Origin of the sequence: Gloeocapsa sp. PCC 7428 (assembly GCF_000317555.1) — a bacterium.
Classification (GTDB): domain Bacteria; phylum Cyanobacteriota; class Cyanobacteriia; order Cyanobacteriales; family Chroococcidiopsidaceae; genus Chroogloeocystis.
In genome coordinates this window covers 5,294,647-5,310,502 of the sequence record NC_019745.1, presented here as the reverse complement: position 1 = coordinate 5,310,502, position 15,856 = coordinate 5,294,647, and the positions used below count along the sequence as shown (strand labels likewise).

Below are 15,856 nucleotides of genomic sequence, written 5' to 3'. Positions count from 1 at the left end.
GAAGGTACTGATTTTCACCCCTGACCTCTGCTATAAAATATCTGGATCTTCACCCAATTCGCGTAATCTTGCTGCAAGTCTTTCAGATTTTTGACGTTCAGCTTCGGCGCGTTGGCGTTCAGCTTCTTCCGGTAACAACACGAGTCCCGATGAGTCATAAAACCGCAACCATGTAGCGTTATCATCTTCGACGACTCCAGTCCACGTACCCAACCATAAACCTAATGTGTGACACCACAGTAAGTTTTGCTCATTAGCTGCAATAGGTTGATAGCCCTGGTCAAGATCTAAATGCCATCCTTGTAGTGAGTTAGCGTCAAAAGGATCGAAAACAAAATAGTCGCGTGTTCTAAATACCTGCTCGTATAAGGTTTTCTTTGCTCCTAAGTCAACTTCCTTAGTGCTTGCCGATAGTAATTCAACAATGACATCAGGATAACGTCCGCCTTCTTCCCAGACAACCCAACCAAGACGAGAAGGATCGTTATCAACTCCTAAGACAACAAAAAAATCAGGTCCGCGAAAATCGCGATTTTTCGCTTGGCGGCTACTGTAGTAGATGAACATATTGCCACCTGTAAAGAAGTCCGTGCGTTCAGCCCAGTGGTGTTTTAACGAACGGATCAAGACATTCATAGCAATGCGGTGGCGATTCGTTTCCAAGGGTTCTCCATCGTCGAAAATTAAGTCTGTAGGTGGCATAGGAGGCTGCCAATCTACATCATCCCAAGTCTGGTTTTCGGTTGTCGTTTCTATGGACATCCCGTTAGCCTCCCGATACAAATTAATATTTATACTGCTTCACCACCAACAACGACATCGCGAATCCGCAAACTAGGACCACCACAACCTACAGGTAAGCCATTTTGTCCCCCTTTACCGCAACCGCCAGATTCATCCCAATAGAAATCATCGCCGATCGCTTCAATATCTGCCAAAGTTTGAAACACATTACCCGATAACGTCACATCGCGTACAGGTTCGGCAATTTGCCCGTTGCGAATCATCCAAGCTTCACCCGCACTGAAGGTAAACATTTCACCGTTTGTCATTCCTCCTAGCCAGTTACGCGCATAAACTCCTTCTTTAATTCCAGTAAATAAGTCTGCTACAGGAGTCTTCCCTGGTTCAATCCAAGTATTCGTCATGCGCACAATCGGCGCATAGTGGTAATTGAGACACCGTGCATTACCCGTTGCAGTTTCCTCTAATTTGCCAGCGGTTTCGCGCGAGTGCAAGCGCCCAACTAATACGCCGTCTTTGATTAATTGCGTTGTTGTTGCAGGCGTACCTTCATCATCATAAAAATAACTTCCACGATGTCCCGCAGGTGCCGCACCATCAAAAATTTGCAATTCTTCAGGTCCAAATCTGCGCCCAAGACTCATCGCTTCTAGCAAATCGGGATTTTCGTAAGCCATGTCTGCTTCCGAAAGATGACCAAAGGCTTCGTGAACGAATAAACCGCTGAGAATGGGATCGATAACGACAGTATAAGTGTTACCTTTAACTGATGGTAGCGATAAAGCAGCGATCGCGCGTTGTGCTGCACCAATAACTTGTTCGTCTAGACTTGTCAAATCTTCGTAGGCTTTGCGCGAACCTGTCGTTTCTCTTCCCGTTTGTACAGTATCGCCGTTTCTGGCGGTAGCTGCAAAGCGCATTTCCATATCTACCCAAGCTTGTTCAATGAGAGTCCCCTCGGAACTTGCGAGGATAATTCGTTGCGCGCTATCGCTGTAACGGACTGAAGTTGTGGTGATGCGCGAATCGATACTTTTGAGCATTTCGCTGTAGCGATCGCACAATGCTTTTTTTGTCGCTAAAGAAATGTCTCGCGGATCAGTACCACTCAAAGGAACAAAACAGCTATCTTGTACAGGTTCCACATCAGCTAAGCGCGTTTCTTCATCACCGACGATCCGCGCGGCTGAAACGGCTTCCTCGATTCTTTCCGTAATGGTTTCTAGCTGATTAAAGCTACTTAAACCCCAACCACCTTTGTAGCAAGCCCGCACTTGTCCGCCAATCGAAATTCCTTCGCTGAGGGTTTCTACCTTGTTGCCACGCAGTAAAATATCAGTACCTTCCGATTCTTCAAGGCGAATCATTAGATAATCAACACGGTGAGCATACCGCGCGATCAACTCGGTTAATAAATTTTGAGCATCAGCGAGTGGTGAGGGCATAGTCAGCAGCTTTTGACGAACTGCTTCTATTGTGCAATTAATTTGGGCAGTTAGTGCTATTTGTACATCTTCTCGTGGGTATCATATTGCGCAATATAGTTCTCGTTGTCGAGGGCGTTGTTTTACAAAAGAATAATTTCAGCGATCGCTACAACACAACGAATGGGTGACTTACCACGTACTTAGCCACTTGCTCAACTTAATATGTTTAGATTAATATATTGTTATTACAGTGTTATAACAACAAGTTAAGGAGTTAAAGTGAACGCTTCAGAAGAATTAGATACATTGAGCGTGCGCAAAGTAGGAAATTCTTTAGGTACAACTTTTCCTCAAGAATTGATAAAACACATGAATGTATGTCAGGGTGATAAAATTTTTGCACAGAAGTTACCAAACGGAGAAGTCAAGCTAACACCTTACGATCCGCACAAAGCAAAGGTGATGCAAGCACGACGTGAAATCCACCGCCAATATAGAAATGCTTTTAAGGAATTGGCTGATCGGTGAATATAGAGTGGCTCAGTCTTGATGATGTTATTTTAATGCATGATGACCAAATAAGATTATATGGTGGTAGTGCAGGCGTTAGAGATTGTGGAGGTTTAGAAGCTACTATTAATCGTCCACAAGCATTAAAATATTACCAACCTGAAACTAGTGTTTTTCAACTTGCAGCTTGTTACGCAACTCTCGCTAAAGCTCACTGCTTTGTAGATGGTAACAAAAGAACTGCGGCTGAAGTGGCATTAGTTTTTTTATATCTAAATGGTTATAGATCTAAAATTGAAGAAGTTGATTTAGTTGAAATATTCGTTGAGTTTGTAATAGGTAATATTACTGAAGAAGAATTGGCTTTCATTTTTGAAAAAAATTGTGTTGACTTAACTTAAGTATTGGTTGACAAATAAACGATTTCCTAAGCAAAATTTACTGCTAGCACTACGTTTTTCAGTTAATTACAACTATCTAATGTCTATAAATTTTTATACTTCTCGTGGGTATCATATTGCGCAATATAGTTCTCGTTGTCGAGGGCGCTGTTTTACAAAAGAATAATTAGTGCGATCGCATATACGTTGCTATGAGTAAGTACAATTAATAAATCTTTTAAATAAACGAGCTACTATCGAGTTACGATCGCGCTCATTGATAAGCTTTACAATACTCGCTGACGCTCTTGTATGTATTGAGTGTGAGCGTGAGTGAGTCATGTTATTCAAATTACAGAAGCCAGGATTTAGATTATTGATTGGGGCGGCGATCGCATTTTTTGTGCTGAACCTCGTGTTAGGCTTGCACCGCTACTACAGCTTTTACGCGACGTTTGACCAAGGCATTTTTAATCAAGTATTTTGGAACAATCTTCACGGCAGATTTTTTCAAAGTTCGCTTTCCTCAAGTTTGTCTACGAATGTCGTGCATAGTGGCGAAATTCCCGAAGTGTACTATCACCGTTTAGGACAACACTTCACCCCAGCCTTACTGCTGTGGCTACCGATTTACGCCTTGTTTCCTTCGCCAGCGACTCTTACAGTTTTACAAGTGACGTTTGTGACTGCGGCGGGTTTAGTGTTGTATGCGCTAGCGCGACACTATATTGCACCACCAATCGCAGCAATGATTACTGCTAGCTTCTACGCTGCGAATGCAGTTTTAGGTCCAACGCAATCGAATTTTCATGATATCAGCCAAATTCCTTTATTTGTCTTTGGGCTACTTCTAGCAATGGAAAAACGCTGGTGGTGGCTATTTTGGCTGCTTGCGGTTTTAACTTTAGCGGTGCGGGAAGATAGCGGGATTGTGTTATTCGGAGTTGGTTTTTATTTAATCGCTAGTAGACGCTATCCGCGCGTGGGACTTGCCGTGTGTGCGCTTAGTTTTGGTTATATTCTGGTATTAACCAATGCGATTATGCCTTTATTTTCGCAAGATATTTCCCGCCGCTTCATGTTAGAACGATTTGGACAATACGCAGATGGTCCAGAAGCTTCGACATTAGATATTATTTGGGGAATGATTAGCAACCCCTGGCGGTTGATTGTTGAATTATTTACGCCGTTTTTTGGCACAATTAAATACTTAATCGGTCAATGGTTACCGTTAGCGTTTGTACCTGCTATTGCACCTGCATCGTGGGCGATCGCAGGGTTTCCGTTACTTAAATTATTCTTAGGTCAAGGACAATCAGTGTTAGCGATCAACATTCGCTATGCGATGACGGTTGTACCAGGTTTATTTTATGGCGCAATTCTTTGGTGGTCGAGACATCCTAGAAAGTTTAAACCTGCATTTCGTCGCTTTTGGGTAGCTTGTATTTGTTTATCGTTGTTTTTCTCTTTTACTTCTAGCACTTCAAGTCTCAATCGCAGTTTTTACTTTTTATTACCTGATTCGTTTAACCCTTGGGTTTATGTTTCGCTCCCGCAACAATGGCATCATGTCAGACAAATGCGATCGCTGCTTGCGCAAATTCCGGCTGATGCGAGCGTGTCTGCAACGACGTATATCGTACCGCATCTTTCGAGTCGTCGCGAAATTCTCCGTTGGCCTATGCTACAACTACGTAACGATGCGCGAGAAGTGATTGATATGGAGTATGCGATCGCAGATTTATGGCAATTACAGCAGTATCAAGCCGCGTTTGACGAAGAACGGCAATTATTACAAACTAGCATCGCGGCGATCGATCAACTTACCAGCAACCAGCAATACGGAGTCATTGGTTTTCAAGATGGTGTCATTTTGATGCAACGCGGTGTAGTTTCGCAACCTCAAGCCGTAACAGCATGGTTAACCTTCCGACAACAAATCGTCAAATCATAGTTTTAATGTTGATATCTTTGAATAATGGTAGTAACTTATGGCTAATTGCTACCCATGACCAATTACCAGTCTTCATCAACAATCCTGACACTTACAATTTAAAGTCTGTCTCAGGGAAGAAAAATACTTATATCTATTGACAGATAATTGGATATACCGTCATTAGCTGAACTAAGTTATCAGCCAAATTAATCAGCTTCGCAGGAGATTCATTCATCGCAGAAACGGTTAGAAGGAAGAATATGGCATTGGAAAGTAGATTTCTACCTGACGAAGCGCATTCACTGTCGCAGATGGAGATGTTAAATGCAGATTACTACAAACGTTACTTAGAAGTAGTCTGCAACAACGCTACGCTTGCGATCTTCATCATGGACGATCGCCAACAATGTGTTTATATGAATCCCGCAGCAGAGAAGCTTACAGGTTTCAGTCTAGATGAGGTTAGAGGACGAGCTTTACATGACATTATTCACCATACTCGCCCCGATGGTAGTCATTATCCGCTCGAAGAGTGTCCTATAGATCGCGCATTTCCACAAAACAATCAAGAGCAAGGCGAAGAAGTTTTTGTCCATAAAAATGGTAGTTTCTATCCCGTTGCGTATACGGCAAGTCCTATTCGCGAAGGGAGTGGCATTGTTGGTACGATTGTTGAAGTTCGAGATATCACCCAAGAGAAATTAGATGAAAAGGCGCGACAAGAATTAGAACAAGCTCGCACAGCGTTTTTTAGCAACATTAGTCATGAATTTCGTACGCCACTGACGCTGATGCTAGGTTCGTTGGAAGAGATCCTTGCTGATTCTGCGGGGTTATCTCAAGACAAGTTCCAACAAGTCGAAATAGCACATCGTAACTCGCTACGCTTGCTCAAGTTAGTCAATACGCTGCTAGATTTTTCGCGGATTGAAGCTGGACGGACGCAAGCGATGTACGAACCTACAGACCTTGCCCAGCTTACCACCGAATTAGCAAGCACGTTCCGCGCTGCGGTAGAACGCGCCGGAATGCGTTTAGTTGTTGATTGTCCGCCGCTGTCTGAACCGGTGTATGTCGATCCGCAAATGTGGGAAAAGATTGTTTTAAACTTGCTTTCTAATGCTTTTAAGTTCACTTTTAACGGGGAAATTGAAGTCTCGCTAAAATGCAAAATGCCAAATTATATTGAGCTAGCTGTGCGAGACACGGGTATTGGTATTCCCCCCGCAGAAATTCCGCATTTGTTTGAACGGTTTCATCGCGTCAAAGAAGCACAAGGACGTAGTTACGAAGGCTCAGGCATTGGATTATCACTCGTACAAGAATTAGTTAAGCTACACGGTGGGACAGTCGCAGTTAACAGTACGCTAGGACAAGGTAGTTGCTTTACTGTATCAATTCCGACTGGAAGCGCTCATCTACCTCAAGACCGCATCGGTGTATCGCAAACATTAACAGCCTTAGGAGTCGCTTCGTATGTAGAAGAGGCGTTACGCTGGCTACCAGAAGAAGCAGAGGAGCCAGTGCGGTGCGGAGCTTCCTCCCTCCGTTGTAGTGACTGGCGTGAGCAGAGGAGTAGAGGTGCAGGAGAGAATCAAGACTTGCTTTGTTCTGGTTCTTCTCCTCGAATTTTACTTGCTGATGACAATGCAGATATGCGCAATTATGTCAAGCGATTGCTGAGTCAGCGATATACAGTGGAAACTGTGCCTGATGGAATCGTTGCGCTTAATGCTATCAAACAAAACCCGCCGGATTTGGTGCTGACTGATGTCATGATGCCCAAAATGGATGGATTGGAGTTATTGCAGGCGTTACGAGCTAATCCGCAAACAAGAGAAATTCCGATTATTCTGCTATCGGCGCAAGCTGGGGAAGAGTCGCGGGTTGAAGGTTTAGCAGCAGGAGCCGATGATTATCTTACGAAACCATTTTCGGCGCGCGAATTATTAGCACGAGTTGAAGCTAACTTGAGTATGGCACAGTTGCGGCGGGAAGCAGCCCAGCGCGAGCATGAGTTACGCGTTGCGGCGGAAACTGCTAGCGAAAATCTAGAAACAGTTTTGGCAAGCATCAACGATGTTTTCATGACGTTTGATCGCGATTGGTACTATACATATGTCAATCGCCGCACTCTAGAAACTTCTGGAATGTGTTGGGAAGATTTCATGGGAAAAACGCTTTGGGATGTCTTTCCAGATTTAGTTGATACACAGTTTCACGCCGAACTGCAACGCGCTGTCACTGAGCAAACTCCTGTCCAGTTTGAATTTTATTATCCAAAATGGCAGCGTTGGTTTGAGAATCGAGTTTATCCTTCTGCAAACGGCGTTTCTATTTTCACTACCGAGATTACAGATCGCAAACAAGCCGAAGCCGCATTACGTGAAAGCGAAGTGCGATTTCGCCAAATGGCAGAGACGATTCATGATGTCTTTTGGCTATGGAACATACAGGAGAATCGACATCTCTATATTAGTCCTGCGTATGAACGCATTTGGGGACGCGATCGCGAAAGTATTTATCAAGATCCTCAGCAATGGATTGAAACGATTCATCCTGAAGATCGACCGCAAGTGAAAAATGCAGCGGCACAATGTTTGCAAAATGGCTATTTTGAGCAAGAATATCGTGTTGTGCGTCCTGATGGTTCGATTTGTTGGGTAAGCGATCGCGGCTTTGTGATTGACGACGACAACGGAGAACCCTATCGAGTTGCGGGAGTTGCACAAGATATTACCGAACGCAAGCAAGTTGAACAAGAACGCGAATACCTGTTAGCACGAGAACAAGCCGCCCGCGAATCAGCCGAAACCGCAAATCGCATTAAAGATGAATTTTTGGCAGTGCTATCGCACGAATTGCGATCGCCGCTTAACCCGATCTTGGGTTGGGTTAAACTGTTACAATCACGTAAATTTGACGAACAAGCCACCGCTAAAGCTTTAGCCACGATTGAGCGCAATGCCAAGTTACAAACGCAACTGATTGAAGACTTGCTTGATGTCTCGCGAATTTTACGCGGCAAAATGGTTCTTAATGTGACTTCTGTGAACTTAGTGAGTGTCATTGACGCGGCGTTAGAAACTGTACGAGTAGCAGCAGCAGCGAAAGATATCCGCATTCAGAAAGAATTTTCCTCAGAGATACTTGTCGCTGGTGATAGTAGTCGCTTGCAACAAATTGTGTGGAATTTATTATCGAATGCGGTTAAGTTTACTCCTACAGGCGGATGCATTGAAGTTCAATTGCAACAGGTTGGCACTCACGCGCAAATTCAAGTTAAGGATACTGGCAAAGGCATTCATCCTGATTTTTTACCGTATGTGTTTGAATACTTCCGCCAAGAGGATGGTACAACAACGCGTAAGTTTGGTGGGTTGGGTTTAGGACTTGCGATCGTTCGTCAAATTACCGAGTTGCACGGCGGTTCTGTCAAAGCAGAAAGCTTAGGAGAAGGACAAGGGGCAACTTTTACCGTGCAATTACCCTTGCTACAAACGGCTCAAGAAGTGAATGAGTCCGATGCGATTCGTTCCTCGTGTATCTTACAATTGCAAGGCGTGCGCGTTCTCGTCGTAGACGATGAAGTTGATATGCAAGAGTTGGTGCTAGCAATCTTAGAACAGTATGGAGCCGAAGTTTGCGTTGCTGCATCCGCCGCTGAGGCATTGCTGCTGCTCAATTCGTTCCAGCCGGATATCTTAATTAGCGATATTGGTATGCCAGATGTTGACGGCTATATGCTGATGCGACAAATTAGACAGCGATCGCGCGTACCCGCAATTGCACTTACCGCCTACGCCGGAGAGTATGACCAACAACAAGCACTCGCCGCTGGATTTCAGAATCATCTTGCCAAGCCTGTCGAACCAGAAAAGTTAGTGCAAGCGATCGCACAATTCATCAAATAAATTGGTATTGGGGAACGCGATAATTGCGAAATCTGACAACTAACTACCAATTACCATTAAGTACGAGAATCTTAACATTTTTCAGAGCTAATACATTACTATACTGTTAAGATACATTAAGATTTCCGTAATTCCACGAATTAAATTTATAGATATATGTCTTTAGATAGTTGTATATATCTTGAAATAATAAACTGGTGGGATTGAGGTAGATGAAAATTCTCGTTTTGACCTGGGAGTTTCCACCTCGAATTGTTGGGGGAATTGCCCGCCATGTAGCGGAGTTGTATCCAGAACTCGTCAAGCTAGGGCATGAAATTCATTTGATGACAGTAGAATTTGGGCAAGCTCCTTTATACGAAGTTGTAGACGGAATTCACGTACATCGCGTACCTGTAGCACCAGCCAACGACTTTTTTCACTGGGTTGTCAATTTTAACGAAAGTATGGGGCGTCACGGCGCAAAGTTGATGCTCGAAGACGGTCCTTTTGATATTATCCACGCGCATGACTGGTTAGTGGGAGATGCAGCGATCGCGCTCAAGCATAACTTCAAAGTTCCCTTAATAGCCACAATTCATGCAACCGAACACGGTCGTCATAACGGTATTCACAACGATATTCAGCAGTATATCGACGGTAAAGAAAAGCTATTAGCTTACAACGCTTGGCGAGTGATTGTGTGTACCGACTATATGCGTCGAGAAGTTGAATGGGCGCTACAAACTCCCTGGAACAAAATCAATGTTATTTATAACGGTATTCGCCCTGAGAAAAAGCGTCGTCAAGATTTTGATGCGATCAACTTTCGCCGCCAGTTTGCCGAAGATGGTGAAAGTATCGTTTACTATGTAGGTCGCATGACTTACGAAAAAGGCGTGTCAGTTTTACTGAATGCGGCTCCCAAAGTATTGTGGGAAATGGGCGGTCGTGTTAAGTTTGTCATGATTGGTGGTGGTAATGTTGACCACTTGAAGCGCCAAGCCTGGGATTTGGGCATCTGGGATAAGTGCTACTTCACAGGTTTTATGAGTGATGAACCACTCGATAAATTTCAGACGATCGCAGACTGTGCCGTATTTCCCAGCCTCTATGAGCCTTTTGGCATTGTGGCGCTCGAAAGCTTTGCAGCGCGTGTTCCGGTTGTCGTTTCTAATACAGGTGGTTTACCCGAAGTCGTTCAGCACACCAAAACAGGGATTGTCACTTGGACGAATAATGCAGATTCACTTGCTTGGGGAATTTTAGAGGTTCTAAAAAACCCTGGTTACAAACAGTGGCTGATTGATAATGCTTACGAAGACTTAGAGCGGCGATTTAACTGGTATAAATTATCACAGCAAACTCAGAATGTTTATGCTCAGGTTTTGCAAGAGCGATCGCACGTTGTTTGGGTGTGAACAAGGGTGACATCAATATGACTTACAGCCCCCTCAATCCCCCACTCGTGAGGACTTGGAATAGTTTGGTTCTTGCTGAGCGATGAATTTTCGTTCCTGCTTTGACGGTTGCGGTTTTAGCCGCCGTGTCGCATCAACGCCCTGCAACTTCTCTGTAGAAACAAGGATATCATCGGTTTTGAAGATGGATGAGCAAGAGTGACTCGAACCAACGGTACGAATATGACGATTTTCTGCGATCGCCTGTTGTACCAACGCGATAACTTGCTCCTCATTTTCTGGTTCTTCAATGCGTGCTGGAGTAAATCGAATATTTCCAGACCAGCTTAACCATTCGTATTGCATTGCTTTATCCCCTACTGAATTGCTCTGTTCCTCGATTTCAAACTGCCGAAAGATAAACTTTATGACAGCAGGAACAGCATGAATCGACACACTAATCTCACCAAAGTGCGCGATCGTCTTTCCTAGGAAAAGATGCTTTTATGTTGTCAATCGATATGGAAGTTATCTTCTAACTTTCGTTAGACTTTCTTCTTTACAAGCTGGTCGTGCGTTATCAAAACTGGTAGGAAACTCCAATCGAAACCACTGGATATACGCCAAGCCAGCTTACGTTATCTTCTATTTGCTGTTCTTCTTGTGCGATCGCCTCTTCTAACAAGTTATTCAATACTGGAATTTCTGTGACAATATCTACACCAGGACCTGTGGCTTGCAAATCAGCTTGCGGCGAACCTGCGAATAAAACGCCTAAATCGATATTAAAGCTAAAAGCGCTACCCTGTCTCACCGGATTACCGTAGCCAATGCCGATATAAGGCGCTATGGTATTAGGAAATGTTAGCGAACCTTCGAGTTGACCAGCATCTGCTAGCGGAAATTCAAAACCCCCAACTTCTAGTATCTCAGTCGAGCGCGCGATCGCATCCACTCGATTATTTTGATATACTAAGCCGCCAGTAATCCGAAAACCACTGCTACTTGAAGGAAACCAATCAAGCATTCCAGTCGCGTTTAATAGTTGCACATCACCGTCGTACTCAATATCATTTTGTATAAATTCACCACTAAATCCTAAGTAATTGAATCCTATTCTGCCATTAAAATTAGGCGAAATCGCCCCAATTCCTTCAACACCAACGCCTAAATTACTCGCTTTAGCCGCAAGAGCAAAACCGCTGCGTGTAGGATTTTCTGGTGCAAGCGCTAATCTTTCTAATAGGCGTGTTTCCAAGCTTTCCCTTTCTGATTGCGGTAGCTGTTGTTGACTTTGGTGTTCGACCGTTGATTGATAATTAACACAACGTGAATTCAGTGGAAAGGTACGACAGAGTGTTTCTAAATCAACTTCACTTACTAATAGCTGCTTTTCCAAACTACTTTCTGCTAATAAATCTGCTGCATTCTGAGAAAATTCTATTTGTTGAGAGTTGCTGTTAAGTGTATCCTGCTTATGTTCATTTACATCGTTGTAATTAAAATTTGCTAATTTGTTTGTGTCTAGTGTCGTCGATACGTTTTTATGAATAATCTGATTTGTAAAATTTGCTGTCCCTGTCTCGAATTTATAAGTTTGAAAGTTTTGTAATCTCCAGTTGTTGGGAAAACTTTTATTTTGTATTAGTTGTAAGCGATCGCCTGCTTCGATGTCTGCTATTTTTTCTGTATTTATACTGTTTTCAGCTAGTATTTTTTGCGGTAGGGCAGCAACAAAAAAGAATGCTAAGCCGCTAGCTATAAAGAGTTTGAGTTTTGCTATATTGCAATTATCTACCATTTTGTAATTCATTATACTAAATACCTTCAACTGATATTATGTTTTAGCTCATCTATCATGGTGAATACTACTGAGAAATTACTGAAAATAGCAATTGCTAAATCAGTAAGTATTTCACCCTAAATAAAAATTAGAGCTATTATTCTTTAAACGTATTGTTTATATAGCGTTTCTATTCGAGTATTATTCTTTACTCTTGCTATTAGCCAACTGAGTAATATGTTTATAGACCATACAAGCGATCAAGTCTACTCAGACGATCAACCTGGAATTAATGTATTAGAAATACTTACCCATTTTGCATTATTTAATGCCTGACGCATTAAGATTTCATCTGTAAATTTGTCTTGCAGCAGCCGCCCTTCATAAACAAGTGTTACTTTATCTTGATGAAACACCCAAGGAGAGACTTTTATGATGTCATTGCCTACAGGAGTTAAAGTTAGTGTAATTTCACCTAACGCTGTAGGAATGTGATGAAATTGCCTTGATTCATCTAGCCCCATACACAACGCTAACGAAAGTGTATCCCAGGCAGCTACTAGAGAACGATTATGTTGAATAATTTCTGGAGTAGCATACGCTGCATAATACGAATCATTCTCTAAATTAGCGATTAACTGTTCTTGAAAAGTATATTCTTGGTCTAAGTAGGCTTTGACTAACCGAGAAGATTCAGGAGACTCTTGCCAACGACGGAAGCGCTCAAATAATCCTGTACCATGAAGTGAGACGAGGAGTGTTGCATATCTTCCAAACGGTAACGCTAGGTGTTTTGCACCTGACCAAATGTTTGTATGTGTTGCTGTTGGTAATTCCATAAAGTTGTATGGGTAGCCTGTTTTAGCATTTAACGTGGGTGCAGTTTCCCACACTACCCAGCCGATATCATGCTGTTCAGCACCAAGACAAACTTCTTCTCTAGGCGCAAATAAGCCGAATTGTTCATTTCCCCATACTCTTGCTATGCAACCCGCGACCCAAGAATGTGTAGGTTGAGTGATGACAACAAGTCCGGCTGATTCCTGGCGATGTAGCATGATACGCTCCAAGGAGTTAATAATAAACTTATTGTCTAACTAAATAATTAGAATATTTGTAATTTTCTATTTTAATTTAACTTAGTATTGCTATTAACTTTATCAACTGAGAGACTCATAAACTGATAGCATCCCTCAAAGGAAAGATAATATTATTTTTATGGATGCGTTCAACAATTTAACCGATGATTTCTTACTGTTAAAACTTCAGACTCATACTTTGATGAGTACAAAAAATACAGCAAAATACTCCCAATTCTTTGCAGATATATTACAATTTGTAAAGCAAAGGGATTAACCTTGAAGCGATCGCCATCCACGCCTACTTAGAGCAACTCCTATGTCGAGTCAAGATACCATTTGGGAACGTTTTCTCGCACCTGTTGTGCGTTTCTTTATCAATGAAAAAGAACTACAGCAACTTTACGAGAGTATTGATTGGCAGCAAGAAGCGACAAGATTCCAGCAGGCGGATGTAGAAACACCTTTATACTACAGCAGTCAAAACTTTCACGGTATTAAGCAAGGGTATCTCAATCCTGGTGCGGCAGTATCGTACGATCCAATTACACAGTACGTGTTATTACCTAATGAAACACTCGTACGGCAAGAATTAATTGAGACAATTCAAAGTCAGCCCCGTCGAATTCTTGATTTAGGCTGCGGTACAGGATCAACAACATTAATGCTCAAACAGGCGTTTCCTGCGGCTGAGGTGATTGGTTTAGATTTGTCGCCGTATATGCTAGTGATGGCGGAACGTAAGGCACAAGCTGCTCATCTAGATATCCAATGGCGTCATGGTAATGCAGAGCATACAGGTTTTCCTGATGCTAGTTTTGATGTGGTGACGGCTTCTTTATTATTTCACGAAACACCGCCCGCAGTTGCTCAATCTATTTTGCAAGAAAGTTTTCGTTTACTGAGCGTTGGTGGTGAAGTATTAATTTTAGACGGCAATCAAAAAACGCTACGCCAACTTGACTGGCTAAATAACGTATTTGAAGAACCGTACATCCGTGACTTTGCAGCAGAAAGTGTTGATGCAAGTATGGTTGCAGCAGGGTTCGCGGCTGTGCAGACAACAGATTTATGGTTGATTCATCAAGTCACTCGTGGGGTGAAGCCGTTAATACACAATTCAGGAGTTGGCGAGTCTACCGAGGAAGTCATTCCACTTGAAGGTTGGATACCTTCTCCGGCTTAATTGAGGCAGTAACGTATGACATTAAAAGCAGTTTTGTTTGATTTCAATGGCGTAATAATTAACGATGAACCAATTCACCAGCAACTAATTGACCAAGTTTTAATTGCCGAAAATCTGCGTCCCAAGTCAGGAGAGTTCCGCCAAGTTTGTTTGGGACGCAGCGATCGCGCGTGTATCCGCGAATTGTTGCAGCGTCGCGGTCGAGTTGTGAGTGAAGACTATTTGACGCAAATTATTAAACGCAAAGCCGAAGCATATCAACAAGAATTAGCAAAACTTGAGAAGTTACCGACTTACCCAGGTTTAGAGGATTTAATTTTTCAAGTGCGATCGCGCAATCTTAAATTAGCAGTGGTGAGTGGTGCATTACGTTCGGAAGTCGAACTCGTGTTACAGCGCCTTGGTTTAGCTGAATACTTTTGTGCGATCGTCGCTGGTGATGATATCACCACGAGTAAACCTGAACCTGATGGTTATCTTCTCGCCGTAGAAAGACTGAACGAGATCGAACCTAGCTTAAACTTACAACCAGCAGAATGCCTTGCGATTGAAGATACTCCAGCCGGAATTACCGCAGCCAAACGCGCCAAAATTCCTGTAGTTGGAGTTGCAAATACTTATCCATTTCATATGCTACAACGCCAAGCTAACTGGGCAGTAGATTACTTGTCTGATTTAGACTTAGAGTACGTACAACAAGTTTATACGCATCGAAATCAATATGTAGCTTAGATGGTGATAGACGAAAATATTCAGAAATTTATGAATTAGAGGTTGTCGATAGCGATCGCACCAAACACTTATTACTAAATATATAAATTTTTAACTGAATTAAGAGCTAATGATTACTACTACCTAAGTCTCGTCTTGGTGGATATGTATAGATAATTCTTGGTGGTTGTGGTAGCATCCAATCCTGATGCAATTGCCAAGATGGTAGTTGTTGAACAGGTTTAAATAAATTTGCTGGTAGTACTGGCGTGCGGAGATCGGGCTTTATTTCAGGCAAAATAATATTTGGCTCAGAAGGGTTTAATATTGTTTCTGCTAAGCTATTTTCGTGAATTTGATGCGTTTGTGCCTCTATCCTTGCAGGAATAAAAAGTAATATTGTAATCATAAATAAACAAGTAACCAATTGAGATTCACTTAGCATCATCTTTCTCTCTGATTAGTTTTTAAAGATTCATTTTAGTTACTATTACTTTCAGTTTATTGGGTAATTATTACATTGAATTTAGACGTTTGTACTAGCAATTGTCTAGAATATTCAGCGATGAGCGCTAAGCGATCGCCAGCAGAAGCAGGCTTTGGGATAAACCGCGCCAGTCTACTATACCAGGAATCAAGCGATTGAGACGCTAGCGCAATTGCCAAATAAAAATTAACTGACCATCTACTAAGATATATCAGTGTTGGTGGAAGCATGAAATAATGCTTATGAATTCGACTAAATGATAATCTTACCTCGACAGTTATAGTACTATTTCACTCAAAGAGAGTTACAAATAACTTCTC

The 15,856-nt window shown here is 42.4% G+C and carries 14 protein-coding genes; 7 read left to right on the top strand and 7 right to left on the bottom strand.

Going from position 1 to position 15,856, the window contains the following annotated elements; all coding sequences use genetic code 11:
* Positions 1-30: 30 nt before the first annotated feature.
* Together GLO7428_RS23330 and GLO7428_RS23325 are read right to left on the bottom strand one after the other, a co-directional pair.
* Positions 31-762, bottom strand: a complete 732-nt coding sequence (locus GLO7428_RS23330) for a Uma2 family endonuclease (RefSeq protein WP_015191052.1) — start codon at positions 760-762, stop codon at positions 31-33.
* A 29-nt stretch (positions 763-791) separates the two neighbouring features.
* Complete coding sequence (locus tag GLO7428_RS23325) at positions 792-2,189, bottom strand: TldD/PmbA family protein (protein ID WP_015191051.1); 1,398 nt, start codon at positions 2,187-2,189, stop codon at positions 792-794.
* 261 nt (positions 2,190-2,450) lie between these two features.
* Between GLO7428_RS23325 and GLO7428_RS23320 the strand changes: the two genes are divergently transcribed.
* The 5 genes from GLO7428_RS23320 to GLO7428_RS23300 all read left to right on the top strand — a co-directional run bounded on the left by GLO7428_RS23320 (position 2,451) and on the right by GLO7428_RS23300 (position 10,311).
* Entirely contained in the window at positions 2,451-2,699 is a 249-nt protein-coding gene (locus GLO7428_RS23320; RefSeq protein ID WP_015191050.1) for an addiction module antidote, read from the top strand.
* The gene (locus GLO7428_RS23315; protein ID WP_015191049.1) at positions 2,696-3,082 is read left to right on the top strand and encodes a type II toxin-antitoxin system death-on-curing family toxin; all 387 of its coding nucleotides are present in this window, start codon (positions 2,696-2,698) and stop codon (positions 3,080-3,082) included. The genes GLO7428_RS23320 and GLO7428_RS23315 overlap by 4 nt, the downstream gene beginning before the upstream one ends.
* A gap of 319 nt (positions 3,083-3,401) precedes the next feature.
* Positions 3,402-5,015 carry a DUF2079 domain-containing protein gene (locus tag GLO7428_RS23310; protein ID WP_015191048.1) on the top strand — a complete coding sequence of 538 codons (1,614 nt, stop codon included), beginning with the start codon at positions 3,402-3,404 and terminating at the stop codon, positions 5,013-5,015.
* Positions 5,016-5,257: 242 nt separating this feature from the next.
* Positions 5,258-8,911 carry an ATP-binding protein gene (locus tag GLO7428_RS23305; RefSeq protein WP_015191047.1) on the top strand — a complete coding sequence of 1,218 codons (3,654 nt, stop codon included), beginning with the start codon at positions 5,258-5,260 and terminating at the stop codon, positions 8,909-8,911.
* A 212-nt stretch (positions 8,912-9,123) separates the two neighbouring features.
* Positions 9,124-10,311, top strand: a complete 1,188-nt coding sequence (locus tag GLO7428_RS23300; protein WP_015191046.1) for a glycosyltransferase family 4 protein — start codon at positions 9,124-9,126, stop codon at positions 10,309-10,311.
* A gap of 33 nt (positions 10,312-10,344) precedes the next feature.
* Here GLO7428_RS23300 and GLO7428_RS23295 read toward each other — a convergent pair whose 3' ends face one another.
* The 3 genes from GLO7428_RS23295 to GLO7428_RS23285 all read right to left on the bottom strand — a co-directional run bounded on the left by GLO7428_RS23295 (position 10,345) and on the right by GLO7428_RS23285 (position 13,131).
* Entirely contained in the window at positions 10,345-10,746 is a 402-nt protein-coding gene (locus GLO7428_RS23295; protein ID WP_015191045.1) for an FAD-binding protein, read from the bottom strand.
* Positions 10,747-10,870: 124 nt separating this feature from the next.
* Positions 10,871-12,103, bottom strand: a complete 1,233-nt coding sequence (locus tag GLO7428_RS23290) for a hypothetical protein (protein WP_015191044.1) — start codon at positions 12,101-12,103, stop codon at positions 10,871-10,873.
* 248 nt (positions 12,104-12,351) lie between these two features.
* Entirely contained in the window at positions 12,352-13,131 is a 780-nt protein-coding gene (locus tag GLO7428_RS23285) for a DUF3891 family protein (protein WP_015191043.1), read from the bottom strand.
* A gap of 340 nt (positions 13,132-13,471) precedes the next feature.
* On the opposite strand from GLO7428_RS23285, the gene GLO7428_RS23280 reads away from it, so the two are divergent.
* Positions 13,472-14,338 (top strand): methyltransferase domain-containing protein, encoded by an 867-nt coding sequence (locus GLO7428_RS23280; protein WP_015191042.1) that lies wholly within the window; start codon positions 13,472-13,474, stop codon positions 14,336-14,338.
* Positions 14,339-14,353: 15 nt separating this feature from the next.
* Positions 14,354-15,070 carry an HAD family phosphatase gene (locus tag GLO7428_RS23275; RefSeq protein ID WP_015191041.1) on the top strand — a complete coding sequence of 239 codons (717 nt, stop codon included), beginning with the start codon at positions 14,354-14,356 and terminating at the stop codon, positions 15,068-15,070.
* A gap of 106 nt (positions 15,071-15,176) precedes the next feature.
* Here the strand turns inward: GLO7428_RS23275 and GLO7428_RS23270 are convergent, their stop codons facing one another.
* Positions 15,177-15,458, bottom strand: coding sequence for a hypothetical protein (locus GLO7428_RS23270; protein WP_155823854.1), 282 nt, complete (start codon positions 15,456-15,458; stop codon positions 15,177-15,179).
* Positions 15,459-15,550: 92 nt separating this feature from the next.
* Positions 15,551-15,766 carry a hypothetical protein gene (locus GLO7428_RS28070; RefSeq protein WP_155823851.1) on the bottom strand — a complete coding sequence of 72 codons (216 nt, stop codon included), beginning with the start codon at positions 15,764-15,766 and terminating at the stop codon, positions 15,551-15,553.
* Positions 15,767-15,856: the final 90 nt, after the last annotated feature.